Here is a 20,506-nt window from a genome sequence, read left to right as displayed (position 1 = left end):
ACTCCTAGAGAAAACAATTGTCCATCCTAGAAAGATTTTTCTTGTGCAATGTATTTATTTGCGTTACAATTTTCTTTAGGTTAAATTTTGAATTATTTGAATATGTGCTTGTAGGCACAGACTTTATATATATATAAAACTGGAGAAATGTACGTTGGAGGGAATAACAAGTATGGCAACTATAAAGGCAGCAATCTTAGGATTTGGAACTGTAGGTCAAGGTATCTATCATATATTGAATGAAAAGCGTGAAGAACTTAAACGGAAATTAGGCATTGAATTGGAAGTAGCAAAAATATTAGTAACGGATACTAGTCGTGAACGTGTTCCAGGTACTGCTCATTTATTAACAACGAGTATGGATGAGGTTTTAGCAGAACCTGGCATGCAAGTTGTATTTGAAGCAATTGTCAATGAAGAACCGGCATTTGGTTATTTAAAGCGTGCAGTTGAACATAAGTGCCATGTGATTACAGCAAACAAAGTGATGTTTGCAAAACGTGGCTTAGAGTTACAAGAACTTGCAAAGTCAAATGGTGTATTCGTGGGCTTCGAAGCAACAACAGCAGGCGGCGTGCCTGTTATTAAAACGATGAAAAATATTTTGCTTGTAAATGATGTAAGCCGTATTCAAGGTGTCTTGAATGGAACATCAAATTATATTTTAACAAAAATGCGCGCACAGGGCTGGTCCTTTGAGAAAGCTTTAAAAGAGGCGCAAAACTTAGGTTACGCAGAAGCGGACCCGTATAATGATGTATCTGGTCAAGATGCCTTTAAAAAGTTAATGATTTTAAGCGCATTAGCATTTGGTGAACAACCAGATTGGGCTGACGTCGAAGTAATAGGCATTGACTGTATCTCAGCTGAACAGGTAAAGGATGCTTGTGAAAAAGGCTTACGTTATCGCCATGTAGCTGAAGTGGAGAAACTTACAAATGGTAAAGTGGTTGCAAAGGTCGGTCCACAACTAGTAGATAAAGAGCATCCGCTTTATCCGGTTGATGACGTTAATAATGCGGTTGCGCTTGAAACAAATTATATTGGTACATTAACATTAGTAGGTCCAGGCGCAGGCATGTATCCAACGGCAAGTGTGATGGTTGAGGACTACGCTGAGATTATCGGAAAACGTGCTGGATTTGTAGTAAGTATTTAGTTGAGTAGGTGCCAGGCACTCAAACAATTTTGAATTGTTTGAGTGCCTGGCACTTTTAAAGTTTAGTCTTCGTCCTTCACGTCGATATCTTCAGGAATAGGTGTGTTACGCCAAATTTCTATTTCTTCTTTTATCCGTTCTAACTGTTCAAAATAGGTACTAAATTGTCCGCTATTAATCAGTATTTGATCCCCATCATAAATTGAACGGATCCGTCCTTCATAAACAAGTCGCAGTATCTGCTCCTCAGGCATGCCAAGATCCAAGGCTGTTTCTTCAATAGTTTTATACATAAACGGTCGCTCCTTTTAATGTTATTATTATACCTCCTCTGTTATAGAAAACATAATAATGGATTGTATGTAAGGAAAGTAAGTTGGGAATTGTTTGATTTTGGATAAATCTGTATAGTTAACAGTAATAGTGTTAAAGGTTAGGAGGGAATCAGCAATGGTCTATCCATATTTTTTTGTACTGCTAGCAGCTATTTTATGGGGAATGACAGGGACAGCACAAACTTTTTTAGATAATGGCGTATCGCCGTTTGCAGTGGCGACTATTCGTTCAGCTATTGGTGGTGGATTATTATTAGTTGTAGTAGTGTTGTTACGTAAAATTACTTTTCGAACATGGTCCTGGAAATGGACAATATTGGCGGCGGCAAGTATTGCTTTATTCCAAGGTCTTTTTTTTACATCTATCCGTCTAACAGGCGTAGCAATCGGCACTGTTGTGACAATTGGTAGTGCCCCGATGTTTTCAGGCGTGCTGGAGTGGCTACTATTGAAATCGCGACCAACAAAAGTATGGGGCATCGCAACAGTTATGACAATTACAGGATGTATTCTTTTGTTTATTAATAATGGAGATGGAACTATACATATGGGTGGCATAGGGCTAGCCATTTGTGCGGGGGTTTCTTTCGCAGTATATACAAATATAAGTAAAAAACTAATGGCACAGCAGGAAGCATTACCTGCTGTGGCTATGACGTTTTCGATTTGTGCGCTTTTATTACTACCTTTTTCAATTGGCAATGGGTTTAGTTGGCTAGTAGTTACACAAAACTTATGGACAATGCTTTTTATGGGCGTTATGTGTACAAGCATAGCGTATTTATTGTTTTTAAGTGGTCTTCAGAAAATTAGCTCATCATCTGCTGTAACATTATCACTTGCGGAGCCCTTAACTGCAGCAATGTTAGGTGTAGTGCTAGTTGGCGAGCATTTAAGCGTAACATCTTGGTTTGGTGTTGCAATGCTACTTAGTGGCATTGTAGTTCTTACTTTTGCGGGAAGGAAAAAATAGAAATAGTAAGAATGGAAAATGGTAAAAGCTTAAGAAATTCTTCATTTTTATCCTAGTTGGTTTTTAAGATTTTATATGTAGACTAATAGTTGAGAGCGAGGTGTATATCATGACGAAGTTAACAGTTCTTGTAACAGACGATGATCAAGATATTCGTGATGGTATTGAAATTTACTTAAAAAATGAAGGTTATCATGTCATTAAGGCAGCAGACGGTGTAGAAGCACTTGAGAAACTAGAGAATAATGAAGTACATTTAATTATTTTAGATATTATGATGCCAAATATGGATGGTATTACGGCGACGTTTAAAATTAGAGCAGAGCGCAACATTCCAATTATAATGCTTAGTGCGAAAGCTGAAGATGGTGACAAGATTCATGGCTTATCCGTTGGAGCAGATGATTACGTTACGAAACCATTCCATCCTTTAGAGCTGTTGGCGCGTGTTAAATCACAATTGCGTCGTTATGTACAACTTGGGACGTATAATGACGGCGCAGCAAAGGTAGAAATTGATGGTTTAGTGCTAGATGAAGATGCTAAGGAAGTTGTGTTGGAAGGCGAACCTGTTCGTTTAACGCCAATTGAATATAAAATTACAGAATTACTAATGAAAAATGCAGGACGTGTTTTTTCGATTCGAGAAATTTATGAACGTGTATGGAATGAGGAAGCTTACAATGCTGAAAATATTGTAGCAGTTCACATTCGGAAAATACGTGAAAAAATTGAAGCAGATCCGAAAAATCCACGTTATTTAAAGGTGGTATGGGGCGTTGGCTATAAAATGGAAAAATAAAATAGAGAAGTATGTAACAATAGCAGGATTTGTGGCAGGTGTTATCGGTCTCGTTTATTTCGGTATTTATGCATATAAAATGGTAAATTCCCGCTCCTCCGAAATGTTACAATTTTTTGAAAAAATTTTTTAGAGGGGAGTTGGAAACATGATAAAAATTTGGAAGCCTCTTCTGACACTTATTTGTTTAACATGGTTTATTTTCGGTATATTTACGTTTTCTAAAATTGGCTATCAGTATTTAGGGAAATCGTATTTTCAATCCGGAAATTTTCAAAATGAACTGGATAATTTTCAAGCAGAACTAGGGCCATTAGTGCTTAATTTACCAACGGCTGAGGAATTAAAGAACAAGATTACAGTTTCAGAAAATGAAATTGAGGAACACCGCAATTATTATGGCTCACTAGGCACACAAATTGATAATATAAAGAGTCAATATGAAGAGAAGATTCAAGAAGCTGCTGATAATAATGCCAACGAATTAAAAACAAAGCTTGAAAATGAGCAAGATTCCAAAATAAAAGATATTACGAAAAACTTTGAAGATGATGAATATGTTCGGAAGAAAATTACGGCGCAAAAGGGTGCGCTCATCGATAAATATATAAAAGCTGTAAAAGATGAAGCAAAAGAATTTGCGAAAAACTATAGCTATTTATCTTATGAATTAACGAATGTTGAAACTGGAGAAACTTTTCAATCCGGAGATATTACTGACAGCAATGTATATAAAATAACATATGTACACCCTCCGCTAAGAACGGGAAGCATCAGTAACAATTCAAGTCATTTGTTATACGGTTCGGATGTCTACATTGAATCCGATGTATTAAATGAAACGAGTGAATACACAGGAACGATTACTATCTCGAAAAGAGCTGCACAGTCTGCAGCGATAATGGATGGGTATGACCAATTTAAACGGAATCAATACATGTTTTTTGTTATTTGGTTTACAAGTCTTATAGCAGCATTCTTTGCTTGGAAAGGACGTAAAGAATTGCTTCCTACTATAGGCAGCTTAAAGGAAAAAGAATCTTTAGCCAAGCTTCGCATTGATATCCAAATAGTATTACTGTTCATTACAGGTTGTATATACTGGTTTTCGTCACATATTGCATTCGAAGCAATTGAATATACGTACCAATACAATTATGTACGATTTTTAACGGACTTCGCATTTAAAATAGTGGTATTAATCGTTATTGGTGTTGCGTTTTTCGTGCAAGCTATTTGGCTGTATGAGCGCGTAAACACAGTGAAAAAACTAAGTGAAAATGTCCAAAATAGTTATATGTGGGGGATAGGGGAATCGATGACTGATTTATTTTTAAATCGATCGATCGCGTTAAACTCCATTGTCATGGTTGCAGCTGCCTTTTTTGGTGGTGGTAGTCTTGTTGCTAGTATTGTGGCAGGCGGATTCCCAGTCCTAGTATTGGGGATATGTGCGATTGTCGGTTTCCCAGCAATGATTGTCTTTCTCTCTAAAATGGGTTATTTAAATCGCATTATGAAGGATACAAAGGATATGGCAGAAGGGCGTCTAAATCGAGATGTGAAAGTAAAGGGGAAATCCCCGCTAGCAGCCCATGCAGAAAATCTTAATCATTTACGTGATGGTGTTCGTACATCAATGCATGAACAGGCAAAGAGTGAACGTTTAAAAACAGAGTTAATTACAAATGTTAGCCATGACTTACGTACCCCTCTTACATCTATAATTACGTATACAGATTTACTGAAAAATCCAGATATTACGGAAGAGGAGCGTAAGCAGTATATTCATATTCTCGATAAAAAATCAGACCGTTTAAAAGTATTAATTGAGGATTTGTTTGAAGTTTCCAAAATGGCGAGTGGCAATATTGAGCTTCATCGAAGTCGTGTTGATGTAACACAGCTTGTTCAGCAGGCGGTAGGAGAGCATGAGGAAGATTTAAGTAAAGCACGCTTAGATTTGCGCATGTCGATGTCTAATGATCCTATTTACGCTTATGTTGATGGACAAAAATGGTGGAGACTTATCGATAATTTAATTGTCAATGTATTGAAATATGCCTTAGAAGGTACACGTGTTTATGTTACGTTAAAAAGAACGACTAACGGTGATGCTGAATTCACTGTGAAAAATGTTGCGAAATATGAAATAAGTGAAAATGCTGATGAATTATTTGAACGCTTTAAGAGAGCAGATGCTTCACGTCATACAGAGGGCTCAGGGTTAGGTTTAGCCATTGCACAATCTATTGTAGATTTGCACGGAGCACGTATGAGCATAGACGTAGATGGAGATTTATTTAAAGTAATTGTTCGGATACCAGCTGTGTAAAAAGCAGCGGCATAATTTGCCGCTGTTTAAACTTTCCGCTCAAGAAACTTACTTTCCCAAAGGTACGGCATCTATGGCAAAGCTATTGTAAATTTCAGCTAGGTAGAGTGAACGAAAACTTAGCATTTCTATCCTTAGCAATCAATAAAGATTAGAAGTGAACACTAGTTGTTGGTAGCGAAGGAGGCGACTCCTGCGGGAACGCACACTGCGTAAGACGCAACAAACCGCGCGTTAGCGAGGGGTGCGGCTTACGGTGTGCCCGCGGAAAGCGTCCGCCGTAGCGGACAACAACGGCAGAGAAAAAGTGTTAGATTGACTAGAGCAATCTAACACTTTTTCCTTTTGTTCTAGTCGCATTTCCTCGCAGCGACAATGCTTTTTATAGCCCTACATTTTTTGCAATAATCATTTTCATCACTTCATTTGTGCCAGCGTATATAGACATTACGGGAATATCACGATAACGTCGTGCAATTTTATATTCCTCCATATAACCGTAGCCACCGTGCAACTGCATGCACTGAGCAGATATCTCTCGAGCGTTTTCAGTAATCCAGTATTTCGCCATAGAAACCTTTGTCACAACGTCTTTACCAGCAATATGTTCTTCGATTAAAGATTCTAAAAACGTTTTGCCAAGTTCTATTTTTGTCGCCATTTCAGCAATTTTAAATTGCGTATTTTGGAAGTCACCAATGGATTTTCCGTAAGCTTGACGTGATTTAACATAATCAATTGTTAATGCGAGCATATCTTCGGCTGCGGATTGGGCGGCGACTGCTACAGCTAAACGTTCCTGCTGAAGCTTTTCCATCATGTAAGTGAAGCCTTTTCCTTCCTCACCTAATAAATTTTCTACTGGAACACGACAATCCTCAAAAAATAGTTCGGCCGTATCTTGCGCATGCATGCCTACTTTTTCGAGTTTACGCCCCTTCGTAAAGCCTGGTGTTCCTGCCTCAATAACGAGAAGGCTAATTCCTCGATGTTTTTTCTCAGCATGGGGGTTCGTTTTTACCGCGACAACGACTAAATTTGCATGAATCCCATTCGTAATAAAGGTCTTTTGACCATTAACAATATAATGATCGCCATCTCGAATAGCGGTCGTTTGTATATTCGCTAAGTCGGAGCCTGTTCCGGGCTCTGTCATTGCAATTGCTGTAATAGTTTCACCTGTGACACATTTAGGGAGCCAGCGTGATTTTTGTTTAGCTGTTCCATATGCCTCAATGTAAGGGACAACGATATCATTATGCAAACCGACACCGATAAGGCTTGAACCTACGCGTTCTAATTCTTCTTGGATAATGACACCAAAGCTAAAATCTAAACCGAGACCCCCATATTGTTCTTCCACTTGTGGACATAGATAACCTAATTGTCCAAGCTTACGCCAAAAATCAAGCGGAATAAGGTGATCTTTTTCCCACTGATTATAATGGACCTCTGCTTCTTCTGTTAAAAACTTACGGAACGTTTTGCGGAATAACTCATGTTCTGTGGATTCAAATTTATACTTCCCCATCTGAGACAACACCCCTTTATTTGCTCGTTTATGCATAAATTTTCTAATACATCTATAATGTTACTGAAATATTGCCTAAAATAAAAGAGCTTTTAAAAATACGATTTCCATCTGTAATGCTATAATCACTATGAATATATGAAAGTAGAGGGCTAGTATATGGCAAAAATAAGCATGGGAGTTCTTTTTTTAGGTATATATAGTGCTTTAACGTTCTATTTAGGGTGGGGCTTAAAGCAGTGGCTTGTCGCAATGAATTGGTTTTACTATCCAATTTTCTATTGGCTGTTACTTTATATTGTTTCTTTTAGTGTTCTTATAGGAAGGATACATGAATCTTTACGTGTGTTTTCTGTAATAGGTAATTATTGGATGTTTATATTTGAATATGGCTTATTATTATGTTTAACAGTACAAATTGTTATGTGGCTAACGCCATTCAATAATATTCGCATTATTGGAAGTTTGGCTGTCGTTACGTTCTTTGTACTGTGGGTTGTCGGTACGTATCTGGCATATTCTCCGGTTGTACGTAATTTAGACATTACAATGGATAAAAAAGATAGTGAGTTATCGTCGATGCGGGTTGTTATTGCTTCCGATTTTCATTTAGGTGTGTTATCAAATAAAAAGCATTTACAACGTTTTGTAAATTTATCGAATGAAGCGAAGCCAGATGTTGTTTTTTTAGCAGGAGACATTGTTGATGATGACCCAAAATGGTTTGTTCAAGAGGGAATGGCTGATGTGATGAAACAGCTTACGGCTACTTATGGTGTGTATGGTGTGCTTGGTAATCACGAATATTATGGAAAGAAAATTCCTGAATTTGTAGAGGAAATGAAAAAAGCTGGAGTGGAAATTTTACGAGATGAAACAATTCTGGTAGGCAATGCGTTTATAGTAACGGGCCAAGAAGATATTACGAATAAAGAAAGACAACAACTCGATGCTATAAAATTGAACGATCATTTGCCTTGGTTTGTGATGAATCATACACCGGATGATTTGGCAACGCCGGAGCAGGCAGGGGTAGATCTCCATATGTCTGGTCATACGCATAAAGGGCAATTATGGCCAAATCAATATATTACAGCACGTGTTTTTGAGCTGGATCATGGTTATAAGATGAAGGGACAAATGCATACACTTGTTTCATCGGGCTTTGGATTTTGGGGACCACCAATGCGTATAGGTAGTCGTTCTGAGCTATGGGTTGTTGATATTACTTTTCAGTAAAAGAGGTAGTATATGAAAAAAGAGTAGCTTATAATAAGTTGGTGCGTGCAGAAAACGATTATGGCCAAGTATTTGATGTTATTGTCATAATTAAAGTGAATTCGGATTGTGAAAGAAGTACACAGTAGCTTTATTCAACATAGAGGCTGACTGTCTCCAACTGAAGCTAGCTTTCGTATGAGGTACTAGGAAGTTTATGAAAGCTATCTCACAATTGGAATCTATTGTAGAAGCTTCATTTTCCGCACATAGAGCAAAAGAAGAATAAAGGTAAAAGGTAAGGTGACAATGTGGATATAATAGAATTATTGAAGGCACTAATTTTAGGCTTTGTCGAAGGAATGACAGAGTTTGCACCAGTATCTTCTACAGGTCATTTGATTATTGTGGATGATATGTGGTTAAAGACAGAGGAGTTTTTAGGAAAGTATCCGGCTAATACTTTTAAAATCGTTGTTCAGTTAGGGTCAATATTAGCGGTCGTAGTGGTCATGTGGAAGCGTATGCTTAGCCTCGTGGGTCTATATAATATTAGTGGACAATCACGATCAATGAAAGGTCGCTTTAACTTAATGCATGTAATTGTCGGTATGTTACCAGCAGTGGTATTAGGATTTGCGTTTAAAGATTTTATTGACGATCATTTATTTAAAGTAGAGCATGTTATTTATGCATTAGTAGCTGGTGCAATTTTAATGATTGCTGCCGATAAATTTGCACCAAGAAAACCTAAAGTCGAATCATTAGATGATATTTCTTATGGCATGGCGTTTAAAGTAGGTTTAGTACAGTGTTTATCTTTATGGCCAGGATTTTCTCGTTCGGGTGCAACTATTTCAGGTGGTGTCCTTTTCGGAATTAGTCACCGAGTAGCTGCTGATTTCACGTTTATTATGGCTGTTCCAATAATGGCAGGTGCAAGCCTTGTATCTGTATTGAAAAACTGGGATACCCTTTCAATGGATTATTTAGGATTTTATGTAGTTGGTTTTATTAGTTCATTTGTATTTGCATTACTATCCATAAAGTTTTTCTTAGCTCTTATCTCAAAAGTAAAACTAATGCCATTTGCGATTTATCGTTTGGTATTAGCTGCTATACTAAGTATTATTATTTTTATGTAAATGAAAAAAGTCACTCATTTGTCACAATAATGAGTGATTTTTTTTTGAACCTAGAGCTATTCATTAAGTTGGTGAATATAAAAACGTTATTATTAACTAATTATTGGTAATGTTGTATGGTAAAATAGATAAAAAGTATTATAAAATCAGTGATAATGAGTGTCAAGAGGTGGTATAATAGATAATTTTTACTGAACTATTGTATCTATTAATACATACACTTTATAATCAATTATAGATAAGTTGCATACGAAAAAATAGAATGGCACAATATATTACTTTATGGGGTGGAAAGATGTTTCAATTTAGGAATAGACCTAAGCAAAATACAATTGTTATGAATGATGTGTCAAATACAGGTGTAACTATTCAAGATCCAGAACGTCTGCTACAGCTACAACTCGTCAATCTAACAAAACAAGATTTACAGTTAATAAAAAGTTTAAAGCCATATGTTGAGCAAAGTGTTGTGGAAGTGGTCGAAACATTTTATAAAGCAGTAGAGAGTGTACCAACTTTACGAGATGTTATTCAAAAGCACAGTTCGAGTGAGCGCCTTCGCCAAACACTTCGCCATCATATAATTGAAATGTTTGAAGGAAAAATAGATGACAACTTTTTAGAAAAGCGTCGGAGCGTAGGGAAAATGCATGTAAAGATTAATTTATATCCGAAATGGTATCTAGCTGCGTTTCAAAACCTAGAAAAATCTTTGCGGAAAGTCGTCTATAATTTGCATCTATCAAAAGAAGAAGAAGAAAAGTTATGTGATGCTATTAGTAAAATGTGTAATTTTGAACAGCAAATTGTTTTGGAAGAGTATAACAACTATTCTAATTCTATAGTAGAAGAGCAACGAAGTAGTATCCGTGCACATGTAAAAGATATAGTTGGGGGAATTTCGACGCAGTTAGAAGCCCAGTCTCATGAAACAAATGAATCGGTAATGGAGCTTATTTCTAGTACGAAGCAAGTAGATGCTTACTTAAAGGAAAGTATTGATGAAGCCAAGACGATGCAAAAAGTTTCATCTGAAGGCTATTCGAAAATAGTATTATTAAATGAGCAAACTGGAAAAATTAATGATAAGACTGCTGAAATGGCGATAATGGTAGAGGAGTTAAACCAGTCCTCTTCAAAAATTAATAATGTAATCGAGATGGTGAAAAGCATTTCTGGACAAACTAATTTACTAGCATTGAATTCAGCAATTGAAGCTGCACGGGCAGGGGAACATGGAAAAGGTTTTGCAGTAGTAGCCGATGAGGTACGTAAGTTAGCAGATCAAACGAAAGAATCAGTGGAACAAATTGCAGATTTGATTGGCATGTCTAATGGGATTACGAAACATGTAGTTCAGGCAATTCAAGAAATTCAAGAGCTCGTAAATAATAGTATCGAACAAAATTTGAACTCTCTAAAAGCATTCGATGCAATATCTGGCTCAGTTGAGGGCTCTATTGTAAACTTCCAAAATGTCGGAAGTCAAATTACTGAGTTGGCAAATGTAATTGAATCAATTGGCGAATCTTCGGAGGAATTAGAACGAGTTGCAAGTCGTCTTGATACGACAATTAAAGATTTCTAATTAAAATTATCGGTAGATAGTACTTAAAAAGATGCGTGAGACACTTTTTGCGCTCAAGCCACAACGTAAGCGGAAGCCCTTGTTTTTTATAGTTATATATCCCTTTTTTAAAATTACAAAAAACCTCAAGTTGAACTTCTTGATGACTGTTATCATAACTCTGAACTATGCATATAAAAAGTGCATAGTTTTTTTATGGATAAAATTGTTGAAATAGAGGGTAGAAAAGTTTGAAAAAGGATAAAATCCCATAACTGAAGGATAAAATTACTGATATGGAGGATAGATTTGAAAAAGGCAGAAAACCGTATTTTTTTATCGTGCAAAATGGAAATATTGAATATAAAAGCTTGCTTGTGACGTTAGCATATTAGTGTTACGCTAAAGGCAAAATGGGGAATTGACTCAAAGGGGTGTTGGAATATGAAAAAGAAATTGTTTATTACACGAAAATTTCCGGCTCAGTTTGTTGAGCCTTTAGAAGAGCATTATGATATAGAACAATGGGAGGAAGAAGAAATCGTTATTCCGCGAGACAAACTTTTAGCAGCAGTAGCCGATTGTGAAGTATTGTGGGTAACGATTGCAGACCAAGTCGACGAAGAATTACTAAAACACGCCCCCAATTTAAAACTAGTGACAAATCTAGCAGTTGGTTTTAACAATATTGATGTACCAGCGTTGCGCAAAAGAGGCATAATGGCTACAAATACGCCAGGCGTATTAACAAATACGACAGCTGATTTAGTATTCGGCTTATTGCTAGCAACAGCACGTAGAATACCAGAAAGTGAGCGTTATTTACGTGATGGTAATTGGAAAAGCTGGTACCCTATGCAATTAGTTGGTAAAGATGTGTCGGGCTCAACGATTGGCATTATCGGCATGGGACGTATCGGGCAGGCTGTTGCGAGACGTGCAAAGGGCTTTGATATGAAAGTTCTATATCATAACCGTAGACGTCGCCATGAAGCGGAAGAAATGTATGGCTTCCGTTATGCATCCTTAGAGGAGCTTTTAACGAAATCTGATTTTGTTGTTATAATGACCCCTTATAATAGCGATACAGTTGGTTTAATCGGCGCGAAGGAGCTTGCCTTAATGCAAGAGGATGCAGTATTGATTAATGCCTCTCGTGGAGGAATTATTGATGAAAATGCCCTTTATGACACGTTGAAAAATGGCAAGCTATGGGCTGCAGGGCTAGATGTTTTTGAGCATGAGCCAGTTGCATTGGACCACCCACTGTTAACCTTACCAAATGTCGTTGCGCTTCCGCATATCGGTAGTGCGTCATTAAAAACAAGAACAGCTATGCTAATGCTCAATGTCAATGCACTAATGGCATATGGAGAGGGCAAGCCGATATCAAATAGAATTGACTAAACAACTATTAAAGGGGTGCTTCCTCTCATGCGAGCGACCTCCATTAGAAATCAACTTCAAATTTAGTTGGGGTAGTAACAATAGGATAGTTTTTTAATTTTAATATTGCAAAACGTAGGCGCAAGATCTAATGGATCGAGCGTCTTTTTTTGTACCAGAAAGAGTAAATACTGCGCACTATTATTGAGAGCAATAAGAAAGTATGTTTATTAATTAATTTCATTTATGTGAATTTATTTCATAATACATTGAATATTTAGCTTAAATGTATTATATTATTCACAATTATGAAATTTTGAGGAGGTGAAGGAATGAATATAGGGATGGAAATAAAGAAATTAAGAACTGAAAAAGGAATTACTTTGAAAGAGTTAAGCGAAAAAAGCGAACTTTCTGTTGGGTTTTTGTCTCAATTAGAAAGAGGTCTTACTACTATAGCAGTTGATTCACTTGAAAAACTAGCTGATATTTTGGAAGTACATTTAACACATTTTTTTGATTATCCACATAAAAAGAAAGATATCGTTTTAAGGAGTTATGAACAAGAAATAATAGACGCCGTAGATGGTGGCTTTATTAAGTATAGTTTAAGTACAAATTTGGAAAATAAACAACTTGTTCCTAGGCTTATCGAAATATTACCTCAAAAGAAAGACGAAGAAATATTATCCTATAAGCATGAGGGAGAAGAGTTCATTTATGTTTTAGAGGGTATATTAACGGTTTACATAAATGGTAAGAACTATGAAGTGTATCCTGGTGATAGTATTCATATGGACTCAAATATTGCTCACAATTGGGCAAATTATACGAATAAAAAGGTTAAGCTCATCGCTGTTAATACGCCTAATTTCTATAATAGTAAGTTAAACAATATAGCTTCCGATTAGTCAAAACGTTAAATAAAGTTAATAGAAAGTGAAAATAACAATGGATAAATTTGTATTGCTCCTAATTGGCTCATTTTTTGTAATCGGAGGTATTGATTATATTACCGGTAATCATTTAAAACTGGGCCGGAAATTTGAGGAAGGCATAAAAACCATGGGGGCTTTAGGGCTTGGTATGATAGGAATACTTTCTTTAGCACCTATATTAGCAAATTTTTTATCCGCTAAGATTATTCCAATATGTCAAGTATTTCATTTAGATCCTTCTATCATTCCTGCAGCATTTTTAGCTGTAGATATGGGGGGCTATCAAATGGCTGAGGAGCTAGCAATGACAAAGGAAATGGGAGCATTCTCAGGAATTATCATTGCTTCTACTTTAGGAGCCACAATTAGTTTTTCAATTCCTGTCGCTTTAGGAATGCTTTCGAAAGAAGATGAGAAATTTTTTTCTAAAGGTGTTTTGGTTGGAATTATTACGATACCAATAGGATGCCTTGCAGCAGGCTTATGGCAAAAAATGAATTTTAATCTATTAGCATGGAATCTGGTACCTATATTTGTTTTTGCCATTATATTAGGGGTTGGATTATTAAAAGCTCCACATGTGTTTATAAAAGTTTTTAATGTATTTGGCAAGCTTATAATGAGTCTAAGTGCTGTAGGATTACTTTTACAAGGTGTAGATGTAATATTTGGTGTTAAGCTTGTTTCAGGATTAGCACCTCTTTCTGAATCTATGGTTATAGTAGGCAAAATCGCATTTATTTTAGCTGGTGCATATCCTATGCTAGAACTGATTAATCTAATTTTTAAAAATAGGTTTAAAAAAATAGGGAAGAAATTTGGCATTAATTCGGCGGCGGTAGCAGGCATTATCGGAAATTTAGCTAGCAATTTATTAATATTTGGCACATACAAGGATATGAATCCTAAAGGAAAAGTGGTATGTACTGCCTTCGGAGTAAGTGGAGCGTTTGTATTTGGTGGCCAATTTGGATATGTGTCAGAAGTAGCCCCAGAAATGTTAGGAGCGTTTATAGTTTCAAAACTTACTGCAGGCTTGTTGAGTATAGTACTAGCCTTATGGCTGTATGATCGTGAAAATAAAAAATTTAGTCTTAAGAATGATGGAGGTATAAGTAATGAATATTAGAAATAGAGTTGAAAAGCTAAGAGAGCTAATGCAAGAAAATCAAATGGATGCTTATATAATTCCGAGTTTTGATGCACATCAGAGTGAATATATAGCAGAACATTGGAAATGTAGAGAATGGATATCAGGATTTACAGGGTCTGCTGGTACTGTAGTGATTACGTTAAATGATGCTGGATTATGGACGGATGGCAGATACTATATTCAAGCTGAAAAGCAGCTTGAAAACTCGGGAATTAGATTATTTAGAATGGTAGATCCAGGGGTACCATTTTATTCAGAATGGCTAGCAGATGTTCTGCATGAAGGAAGCGTTGTTGGCTTTGATGGAAATGTTTTTTCAATAGATATGGTTAAAAAGATGGAAGAAGATTTAAAAGCAAAAGGTATCGTATTAAAAATGGATCAAGATTTTATTGGTGACCTGTGGGAAGATAGACCGGAAATTCCTAAAGGTTCGATTTTTACGCATGACGTAAACTATGCGGGGAAATCACGAGTAGAGAAATTAAATGAAGTAAGAGCAGAAATGAAAAATAAAGGGGCAAATTATTATATTTTAACCTCCCTTGATGATATTGCGTGGCTTTTAAATATAAGAGGTAACGATGTGCCTAACAATCCAGTTGCCATAGCCAATGTAATCGTAGCGGAACATAAATGTTATTTATTTATTGATTCGTGCAAGGTTCCCGCTTTGGTTAAATCGGAATTAGAGGCAGAAGGAATTGAAGTAAAAGAGAATGACGAAATACAAACATTTTTGGAAAATCTTTCGCACGAAGATGTCGTGATTTTAGATACAAATAAAACAAATATCAGATTATTTAACGCCATTAATAAAAAAACAAAGAAAATTGAAAGTCCTAACATTACGACGAATTTAAAAGCGATTAAAAATGACGTCGAGATAAAAAATTTAAAATGGTGTGAAATAAAAGATGGTTTAGCTATGGTTAAATTTATAAAGTGGCTAAAACACTTTGTAGATAAAGAAGAAATTACAGAGATTATGGCAGAAGAAAAATTAGAAGATTTCAGAAGTGAACAAGAAGGTTTTGTTGGACCTAGCTTTGATACGATTGCAGGTTATAAAGAACATGCAGCGATGATGCATTATAAAGCTAATCAAGAATCGCAACATACTCTGAACAATGAAGGATTATTTTTAATTGATTCAGGTGGACAGTATTATGATGGAACAACAGATATTACACGAACGATCGTTTTAGGAAAACTTACCGAAGAACAAAAAAGAGATTTTACTTTAGTGTTAAAAGGCTTTATAGCATTAAGCTCAGTAAAATATTTATACGGAGCAACAGGCTCTAACTTAGATGTTTTAGCAAGACAACCAATTTGGCAGTATGGTTTGGATTATAAGTGTGGGACAGGACATGGGGTAGGTTTTTTCCTAAATGTTCATGAAGGACCACAAAGCATTCGCAATACTAATCATGTTACATTAGAAAAAGGCATGATTGTTACGAATGAACCGGGAATATATCTTGAAGGTAAATATGGAATTAGAATTGAAAATATGATGTTAGTAGTTGAAGATGAGAAAACAGAATTTGGTCAATTTATGAAGTTTGAGGCAGTTACGTATTGCCCTATTGATTTAGCGGGTATCAATAAAGATATGTTAACAGAGAGTGAAAAGCAATGGTTAAACAATTATCATCAAGAGGTTTACACAAAGCTAGCGCCTTATTTAAATGAAGAAGAGAGTGCATGGTTAAGGGAAGAAACGAAAGAAATAGAATAAGGTATGGCCGGTGCCAGGCACTCAAACAATTTCCATGTTACCCACGCGATGGGTGCCAGGCACTCAAACAATTTTGAAAAAGCCTCATTAAATATAAGTGTAGGGTTGCTTGATATTCTTACAAAAGAACAAGCAACCCTGCAAAGTAATTTATTACATTTTGAATAACCATGTTAAGTGAAACGAAACAGAACATGGACTGCAACTACAGGAAAAGCACGAGCCCTGTTTAACTAGCTATTTGCCTATGAAAAAAGCTGATGATGACAGAAATTATTTTTTGTGACTAGGCTCTAGTTACTTATTGAACATATCGAATAGTCCACCGATACCACCTTCACCTGCTGAATGTCCGCCACCGCCTTGTGAAATCGGAGCAGCTGCAAAGACACGACTTGCTAAACGGCTAAACGGTAATGATTGAACCCAAACAGTACCTGGACCGCGTAATGTTGCGAAGAAGATTCCTTCACCACCAAATAGCGCAGTTTTTACGCCTCCAACCATTTCGATATTGTAATCAACGTCAGAAGTCATCGCTACTAAACAACCTGTATCAACACGCAATACTTCGCCAGGCTGTAAAGTTTTTTGATGAATTGCGCCACCTGCATGTACGAAAGCCATACCGTCGCCTTCAAGTTTTTGCATAATGAAGCCTTCACCACCGAAGAACCCTACGCCAATTTTTTTCTGGAATTCAACACCAACTGAAACGCCTTTAGCAGCCGCCAAAAAAGCATCCTTTTGACAAACAATTTTCCCTTTTAATTGACTTAAATCCATAGGGATAATTTTTCCTGGATATGGAGATGCAAAATAGACATGACGTTTACCTGAACCAGCGTTCGTAAATGTAGTCATGAATAAGCTTTCACCTGTCACAAGACGTTTACCTGCTCCAAGTAATTTTCCCATAAAACCGCTTTGTGAACTACCTCTTGAGCCATCACCAAAAATTGTTTCCATCTCAATAGCATCATCCATCATCATTAAGGCTCCTGCTTCTGCTACTACCGTTTCTTGCGGATCAAGTTCAACTTGTACATATTGCATGTCATCACCAAATATTTTGTAGTCGATTTCATGGTTATTCATAATGTAATTCCTCCAATATCGTTTATTGTTATTGTATACGATTATTAGACAGGATAGTTTCAGTACATAATTAATAATTTTAGAAAAAAAGGGAATAAGCTAGAAAATGTCGAATATAAAAAACTAGAATGTGTATTATTTATCTTTGCGCCAGTTGTGTCTATATAGTGATGAAAATATGTACTATCTATTTGAAATTGCTGGACAAAGATAAAGCCTTTGGTAATGTCACCGATATTTTTCACCAACGTTGCTTCGTGATTAATTTAATACTCATGAGGTTACTTTAAAATGAAAATTCGGAATTTTGACACTTTGTAACTGCATATATGTAATGTAGTGCACATAGGAAGCAATAGCGGCAGATATTTTCTGTAGCGAAAGCAAAAGGTACGTGGAAGCCAAAGCATCATAGATTTATCAGGGGGTGTTTGTAATGGAAATTAAAAACTATATCGGTGGTAAATGGGTTACACATTCGCATTTACAAAGTATAGCAGTGACAAATCCTGCAAACGGAGAGCACTTAGCAACAATACCGCTTTCAACTGCAAATGAAGTGATGGAAGCGGTAGCTGTAGCGAAGGCTGCACAAAAACAATGGGCACTTGTGCCAGCACCAAAGCGTGCAGATTATTTATATGCCATCGGTCAACGGATGAAAGAAAAGAAAGATTATTTGGCGACCGTTTTAACAAAAGAAATGGGTAAAGTGATTGAAGAAGCAAGAGGAGAAGTACAAGAAGGAATTGATATGGCTTATTATATGGCAGGGGAAGGGCGAAGGTTGTTTGGGGAGACAACACCGTCTGAGCTTGCCAATAAATTCGCCATGAGTGTGCGAGCACCAATAGGCGTAGTTGGCCTAATAACACCGTGGAACTTCCCTGTTGCTATCGCTACATGGAAATCTTTCCCTGCTCTTGTCGCGGGCAATACGTTCATTTGGAAGCCATCTAATGAAACACCAATGATGGCATATGAAATGGGGAAAATTTTTGAGGAAGTGGGCTTACCGGAAGGGGTAGCAAATATTATTTTTGGTACAGGGCCGACTGTAGGGACAGCATTGATTGAGCATCCCGATGTAAAAGTGATTTCGTTTACTGGCTCTACCACAACGGGAAGTAAGGTGGCGGAACTTGGCGGGAAGCATTTAAAGAAAGTGTCACTAGAGATGGGTGGAAAAAATGCTGTAATTGTCATGGACGATGCAGACTTACAGCTTGCTGCAGAAGCGATATTATGGAGTGCATTTGGTACAGCAGGTCAACGATGTACAGCATGTAGTCGTGTGATTGTGCATAAAGATGTAAGAGAAGAATTAGAAAACCGTCTATTAGAAGCAATGCAGTTTTTAACAATTGGAGACGGTTTAGATGAAAGTGTGAAAATTGGTCCGGTGATTAATAAAGCAGCATTGGAAAAAATTAATCATTATGTACAGATTGGTAAACAGGAAGGTGCAACCTTATTAACAGGAGGCAAAATTTTAAACGAGGCTCCTTACGATAAAGGGTTTTACTATGAGCCAACATTGTTTACCAATGTCAAGCCTCATATGATTATTGCACAGGAAGAAATTTTTGGACCGGTCGTCTCTCTTATTGAAGTTGCCAACTTAGATGAAGCAATTGAAGTCAATAATGGTGTGAAATTTGGCTTATCAAGCTCTATCTTCTCACAAAATGTTAATACGATTTTCCGCGCTCAACGAGACTTAGATACAGGTATTGTTTATATCAATGCGGGTACGACAGGTGCTGAAATCCATTTGCCATTCGGAGGAACGAAAGGAACAGGAAATGGGCATCGAGATTCTGGTGTAGCAGCATTGGATGTCTACACAGAATGGAAGAGCATATACGTTGACTATAGCGGCAAATTACAAAGAGCACAAATCGATACAAAGTAACAGATCAATGAAAGGGGATGTTCATGATGAAAGTTGTTGTATTAGGTGCAGGATTGATGGGGAAAGAAGTAGCTCGAGATTTAATAAAAAATAACAATGTTGAACGTGTAATTTTAGGGGATATCGACGTAAATACAGCTCAAAAATTTGTAGATACATTAAATACAGATAAAGTTGAAGTAGTAGAGCTGCATGCGGAAAGTGATGACTCATTAACATCGGTTATTGCAAAAGGTAATGTTGTTGTGAATGCATTGTTCTATTCGTTCAATGAACGTGTGGCAAGGGCTGCGATAGAAGCTGGTGTACATTCCGTAGATTTAGGAGGACATATCGGTGGTGTAACTGACAATATTTTGGCATTACATGAAGAAGCGAAGGCAAAAGGTGTGACAATCATTCCTGATTTAGGTGTAGCACCAGGTATGGTGAACATATTAGCAGGCTATGGCGCAACAAAACTAGATGAAGTAGAATCTATTAAACTATATGTGGGAGGCATTCCTACAGAGCCGAAGCCACCTTTGCACTATACGCGTGTCTTTTCTCTTGATGGTGTTTTTGACCACTATACACAACCTTCTAAAATGATTCAAAAAGGCAAGCTTGAAGAAGTTCCATCATTATCAGGAATTGAACCTATATATTTCGATGGTTTTGGTGTGCTTGAGGCATTTTATACATCGGGTGGCATTTCCACTCTTTATAAGACATTCCCAAATGTCCACACATTAGAATATAAAACGATTCGTTATAAGGGGCATGCAGAGAAATTTAAATTATTAGCAGACTTAGGATTTTTAGATGCTAATAATAATGTAGAGCTAGAAAATCAAGAAGTGCCTGTAAGAGCGGTTGTCAGGGAAGCACTGAAGAAAAAACTTGAACTTGGAACGAAGCCTGATGCGGTGCTATTACGTGTAATTGTAGCAGGTGAAAAGGCACAACAGCAGGTCACATATGAGTACGAAATGGTCGTACGTAAAGATATGACAATTAATGAGACAGCGATGGCTCGTGCTACAGCGAATACAATTTCTGTAGTAGCACAAATGATTGGCGATGGGCTTATTACAGAACGTGGAGTATTTGCTCCAGAAACCATTGTACCAGGTGAGCCGTATATTAAAGAAATGGCTAAGCGTGGGGTTGTCATTAAGGAAACATCTCATAAGTCTGCAATGATTGTGAAATGGTAGGTGAAGGC

General features: G+C 36.9%; 17 protein-coding genes. 14 read left to right on the top strand and 3 right to left on the bottom strand.

Going from position 1 to position 20,506, the window contains the following annotated elements; all coding sequences use genetic code 11:
• Window positions 1-172: 172 nt before the first annotated feature.
• Window positions 173-1,159 carry a homoserine dehydrogenase gene (locus ACQKNX_RS17140; protein ID WP_401011058.1) on the top strand — a complete coding sequence of 329 codons (987 nt, stop codon included), beginning with the start codon at window positions 173-175 and terminating at the stop codon, window positions 1,157-1,159.
• A 62-nt stretch (window positions 1,160-1,221) separates the two neighbouring features.
• Here the strand turns inward: ACQKNX_RS17140 and ACQKNX_RS17135 are convergent, their stop codons facing one another.
• On the bottom strand, window positions 1,222-1,452 hold the full coding sequence (locus tag ACQKNX_RS17135) for a DNA-binding protein (RefSeq protein WP_337980032.1): 231 nt from the start codon (window positions 1,450-1,452) through the stop codon (window positions 1,222-1,224).
• A gap of 157 nt (window positions 1,453-1,609) precedes the next feature.
• Here ACQKNX_RS17135 and ACQKNX_RS17130 point away from each other — a divergent pair, with 157 nt between their 5' ends.
• The 4 genes from ACQKNX_RS17130 (at window position 1,610) to ACQKNX_RS17115 (ending at window position 5,604) form a co-directional block, all read left to right on the top strand.
• Window positions 1,610-2,467 (top strand): DMT family transporter, encoded by an 858-nt coding sequence (locus ACQKNX_RS17130; RefSeq protein ID WP_427429916.1) that lies wholly within the window; start codon window positions 1,610-1,612, stop codon window positions 2,465-2,467.
• A 109-nt stretch (window positions 2,468-2,576) separates the two neighbouring features.
• Window positions 2,577-3,269: a response regulator transcription factor gene (locus tag ACQKNX_RS17125; protein WP_340821152.1), complete on the top strand. Its 693-nt coding sequence runs from the start codon at window positions 2,577-2,579 to the stop codon at window positions 3,267-3,269.
• Window positions 3,247-3,402, top strand: a complete 156-nt coding sequence (locus ACQKNX_RS17120; protein WP_340821151.1) for a hypothetical protein — start codon at window positions 3,247-3,249, stop codon at window positions 3,400-3,402. The genes ACQKNX_RS17125 and ACQKNX_RS17120 overlap by 23 nt, the downstream gene beginning before the upstream one ends.
• 15 nt (window positions 3,403-3,417) lie before the next feature.
• On the top strand, window positions 3,418-5,604 hold the full coding sequence (locus tag ACQKNX_RS17115; protein ID WP_427429915.1) for a histidine kinase dimerization/phospho-acceptor domain-containing protein: 2,187 nt from the start codon (window positions 3,418-3,420) through the stop codon (window positions 5,602-5,604).
• Between the two features lie 382 nt (window positions 5,605-5,986).
• Here ACQKNX_RS17115 and ACQKNX_RS17110 read toward each other — a convergent pair whose 3' ends face one another.
• Window positions 5,987-7,135: an acyl-CoA dehydrogenase family protein gene (locus ACQKNX_RS17110; protein WP_427429914.1), complete on the bottom strand. Its 1,149-nt coding sequence runs from the start codon at window positions 7,133-7,135 to the stop codon at window positions 5,987-5,989.
• Window positions 7,136-7,294: 159 nt separating this feature from the next.
• On the opposite strand from ACQKNX_RS17110, the gene ACQKNX_RS17105 reads away from it, so the two are divergent.
• The 7 genes from ACQKNX_RS17105 (at window position 7,295) to ACQKNX_RS17075 (ending at window position 16,286) form a co-directional block, all read left to right on the top strand.
• Complete coding sequence (locus ACQKNX_RS17105) at window positions 7,295-8,374, top strand: metallophosphoesterase (RefSeq protein WP_427429913.1); 1,080 nt, start codon at window positions 7,295-7,297, stop codon at window positions 8,372-8,374.
• Window positions 8,375-8,664: 290 nt separating this feature from the next.
• Window positions 8,665-9,498, top strand: a complete 834-nt coding sequence (locus tag ACQKNX_RS17100) for an undecaprenyl-diphosphate phosphatase (RefSeq protein ID WP_427429912.1) — start codon at window positions 8,665-8,667, stop codon at window positions 9,496-9,498.
• 295 nt (window positions 9,499-9,793) lie between these two features.
• A complete protein-coding gene (locus ACQKNX_RS17095; protein WP_427429911.1) occupies window positions 9,794-11,086 on the top strand; it encodes a protoglobin domain-containing protein in 1,293 nt (430 codons plus the stop codon).
• A 423-nt stretch (window positions 11,087-11,509) separates the two neighbouring features.
• The gene (locus tag ACQKNX_RS17090) at window positions 11,510-12,472 is read left to right on the top strand and encodes a 2-hydroxyacid dehydrogenase (RefSeq protein ID WP_427429910.1); all 963 of its coding nucleotides are present in this window, start codon (window positions 11,510-11,512) and stop codon (window positions 12,470-12,472) included.
• A 311-nt stretch (window positions 12,473-12,783) separates the two neighbouring features.
• Entirely contained in the window at window positions 12,784-13,362 is a 579-nt protein-coding gene (locus ACQKNX_RS17085; RefSeq protein WP_427429909.1) for a helix-turn-helix domain-containing protein, read from the top strand.
• A 40-nt stretch (window positions 13,363-13,402) separates the two neighbouring features.
• Window positions 13,403-14,518: an ethanolamine utilization protein EutH gene (gene eutH, locus ACQKNX_RS17080; RefSeq protein ID WP_427429908.1), complete on the top strand. Its 1,116-nt coding sequence runs from the start codon at window positions 13,403-13,405 to the stop codon at window positions 14,516-14,518.
• Window positions 14,508-16,286 (top strand): aminopeptidase P family protein, encoded by a 1,779-nt coding sequence (locus ACQKNX_RS17075; RefSeq protein WP_427429907.1) that lies wholly within the window; start codon window positions 14,508-14,510, stop codon window positions 16,284-16,286. Before eutH ends, ACQKNX_RS17075 begins: the two co-directional genes overlap by 11 nt.
• A 297-nt stretch (window positions 16,287-16,583) precedes the next feature.
• Here ACQKNX_RS17075 and ACQKNX_RS17070 read toward each other — a convergent pair whose 3' ends face one another.
• A complete protein-coding gene (locus ACQKNX_RS17070; protein WP_427429906.1) occupies window positions 16,584-17,384 on the bottom strand; it encodes a TIGR00266 family protein in 801 nt (266 codons plus the stop codon).
• A 436-nt stretch (window positions 17,385-17,820) separates the two neighbouring features.
• Between ACQKNX_RS17070 and ACQKNX_RS17065 the strand changes: the two genes are divergently transcribed.
• Together ACQKNX_RS17065 and ACQKNX_RS17060 are read left to right on the top strand one after the other, a co-directional pair.
• Window positions 17,821-19,299: an aldehyde dehydrogenase family protein gene (locus tag ACQKNX_RS17065; RefSeq protein ID WP_427429905.1), complete on the top strand. Its 1,479-nt coding sequence runs from the start codon at window positions 17,821-17,823 to the stop codon at window positions 19,297-19,299.
• A 26-nt stretch (window positions 19,300-19,325) separates the two neighbouring features.
• Window positions 19,326-20,498 carry a saccharopine dehydrogenase family protein gene (locus ACQKNX_RS17060; protein WP_427430035.1) on the top strand — a complete coding sequence of 391 codons (1,173 nt, stop codon included), beginning with the start codon at window positions 19,326-19,328 and terminating at the stop codon, window positions 20,496-20,498.
• The last annotated feature ends 8 nt before the right edge of the window (window positions 20,499-20,506 follow it).

It is taken from the genome of Lysinibacillus sp. NPDC093712, from assembly GCF_050280025.1.
Taxonomy (GTDB): Bacteria; Bacillota; Bacilli; order Bacillales_A; family Planococcaceae; genus Lysinibacillus.
Note: the sequence above shows the minus strand (reverse complement) of the source record. Positions and strands in the feature narration are given on the sequence as shown.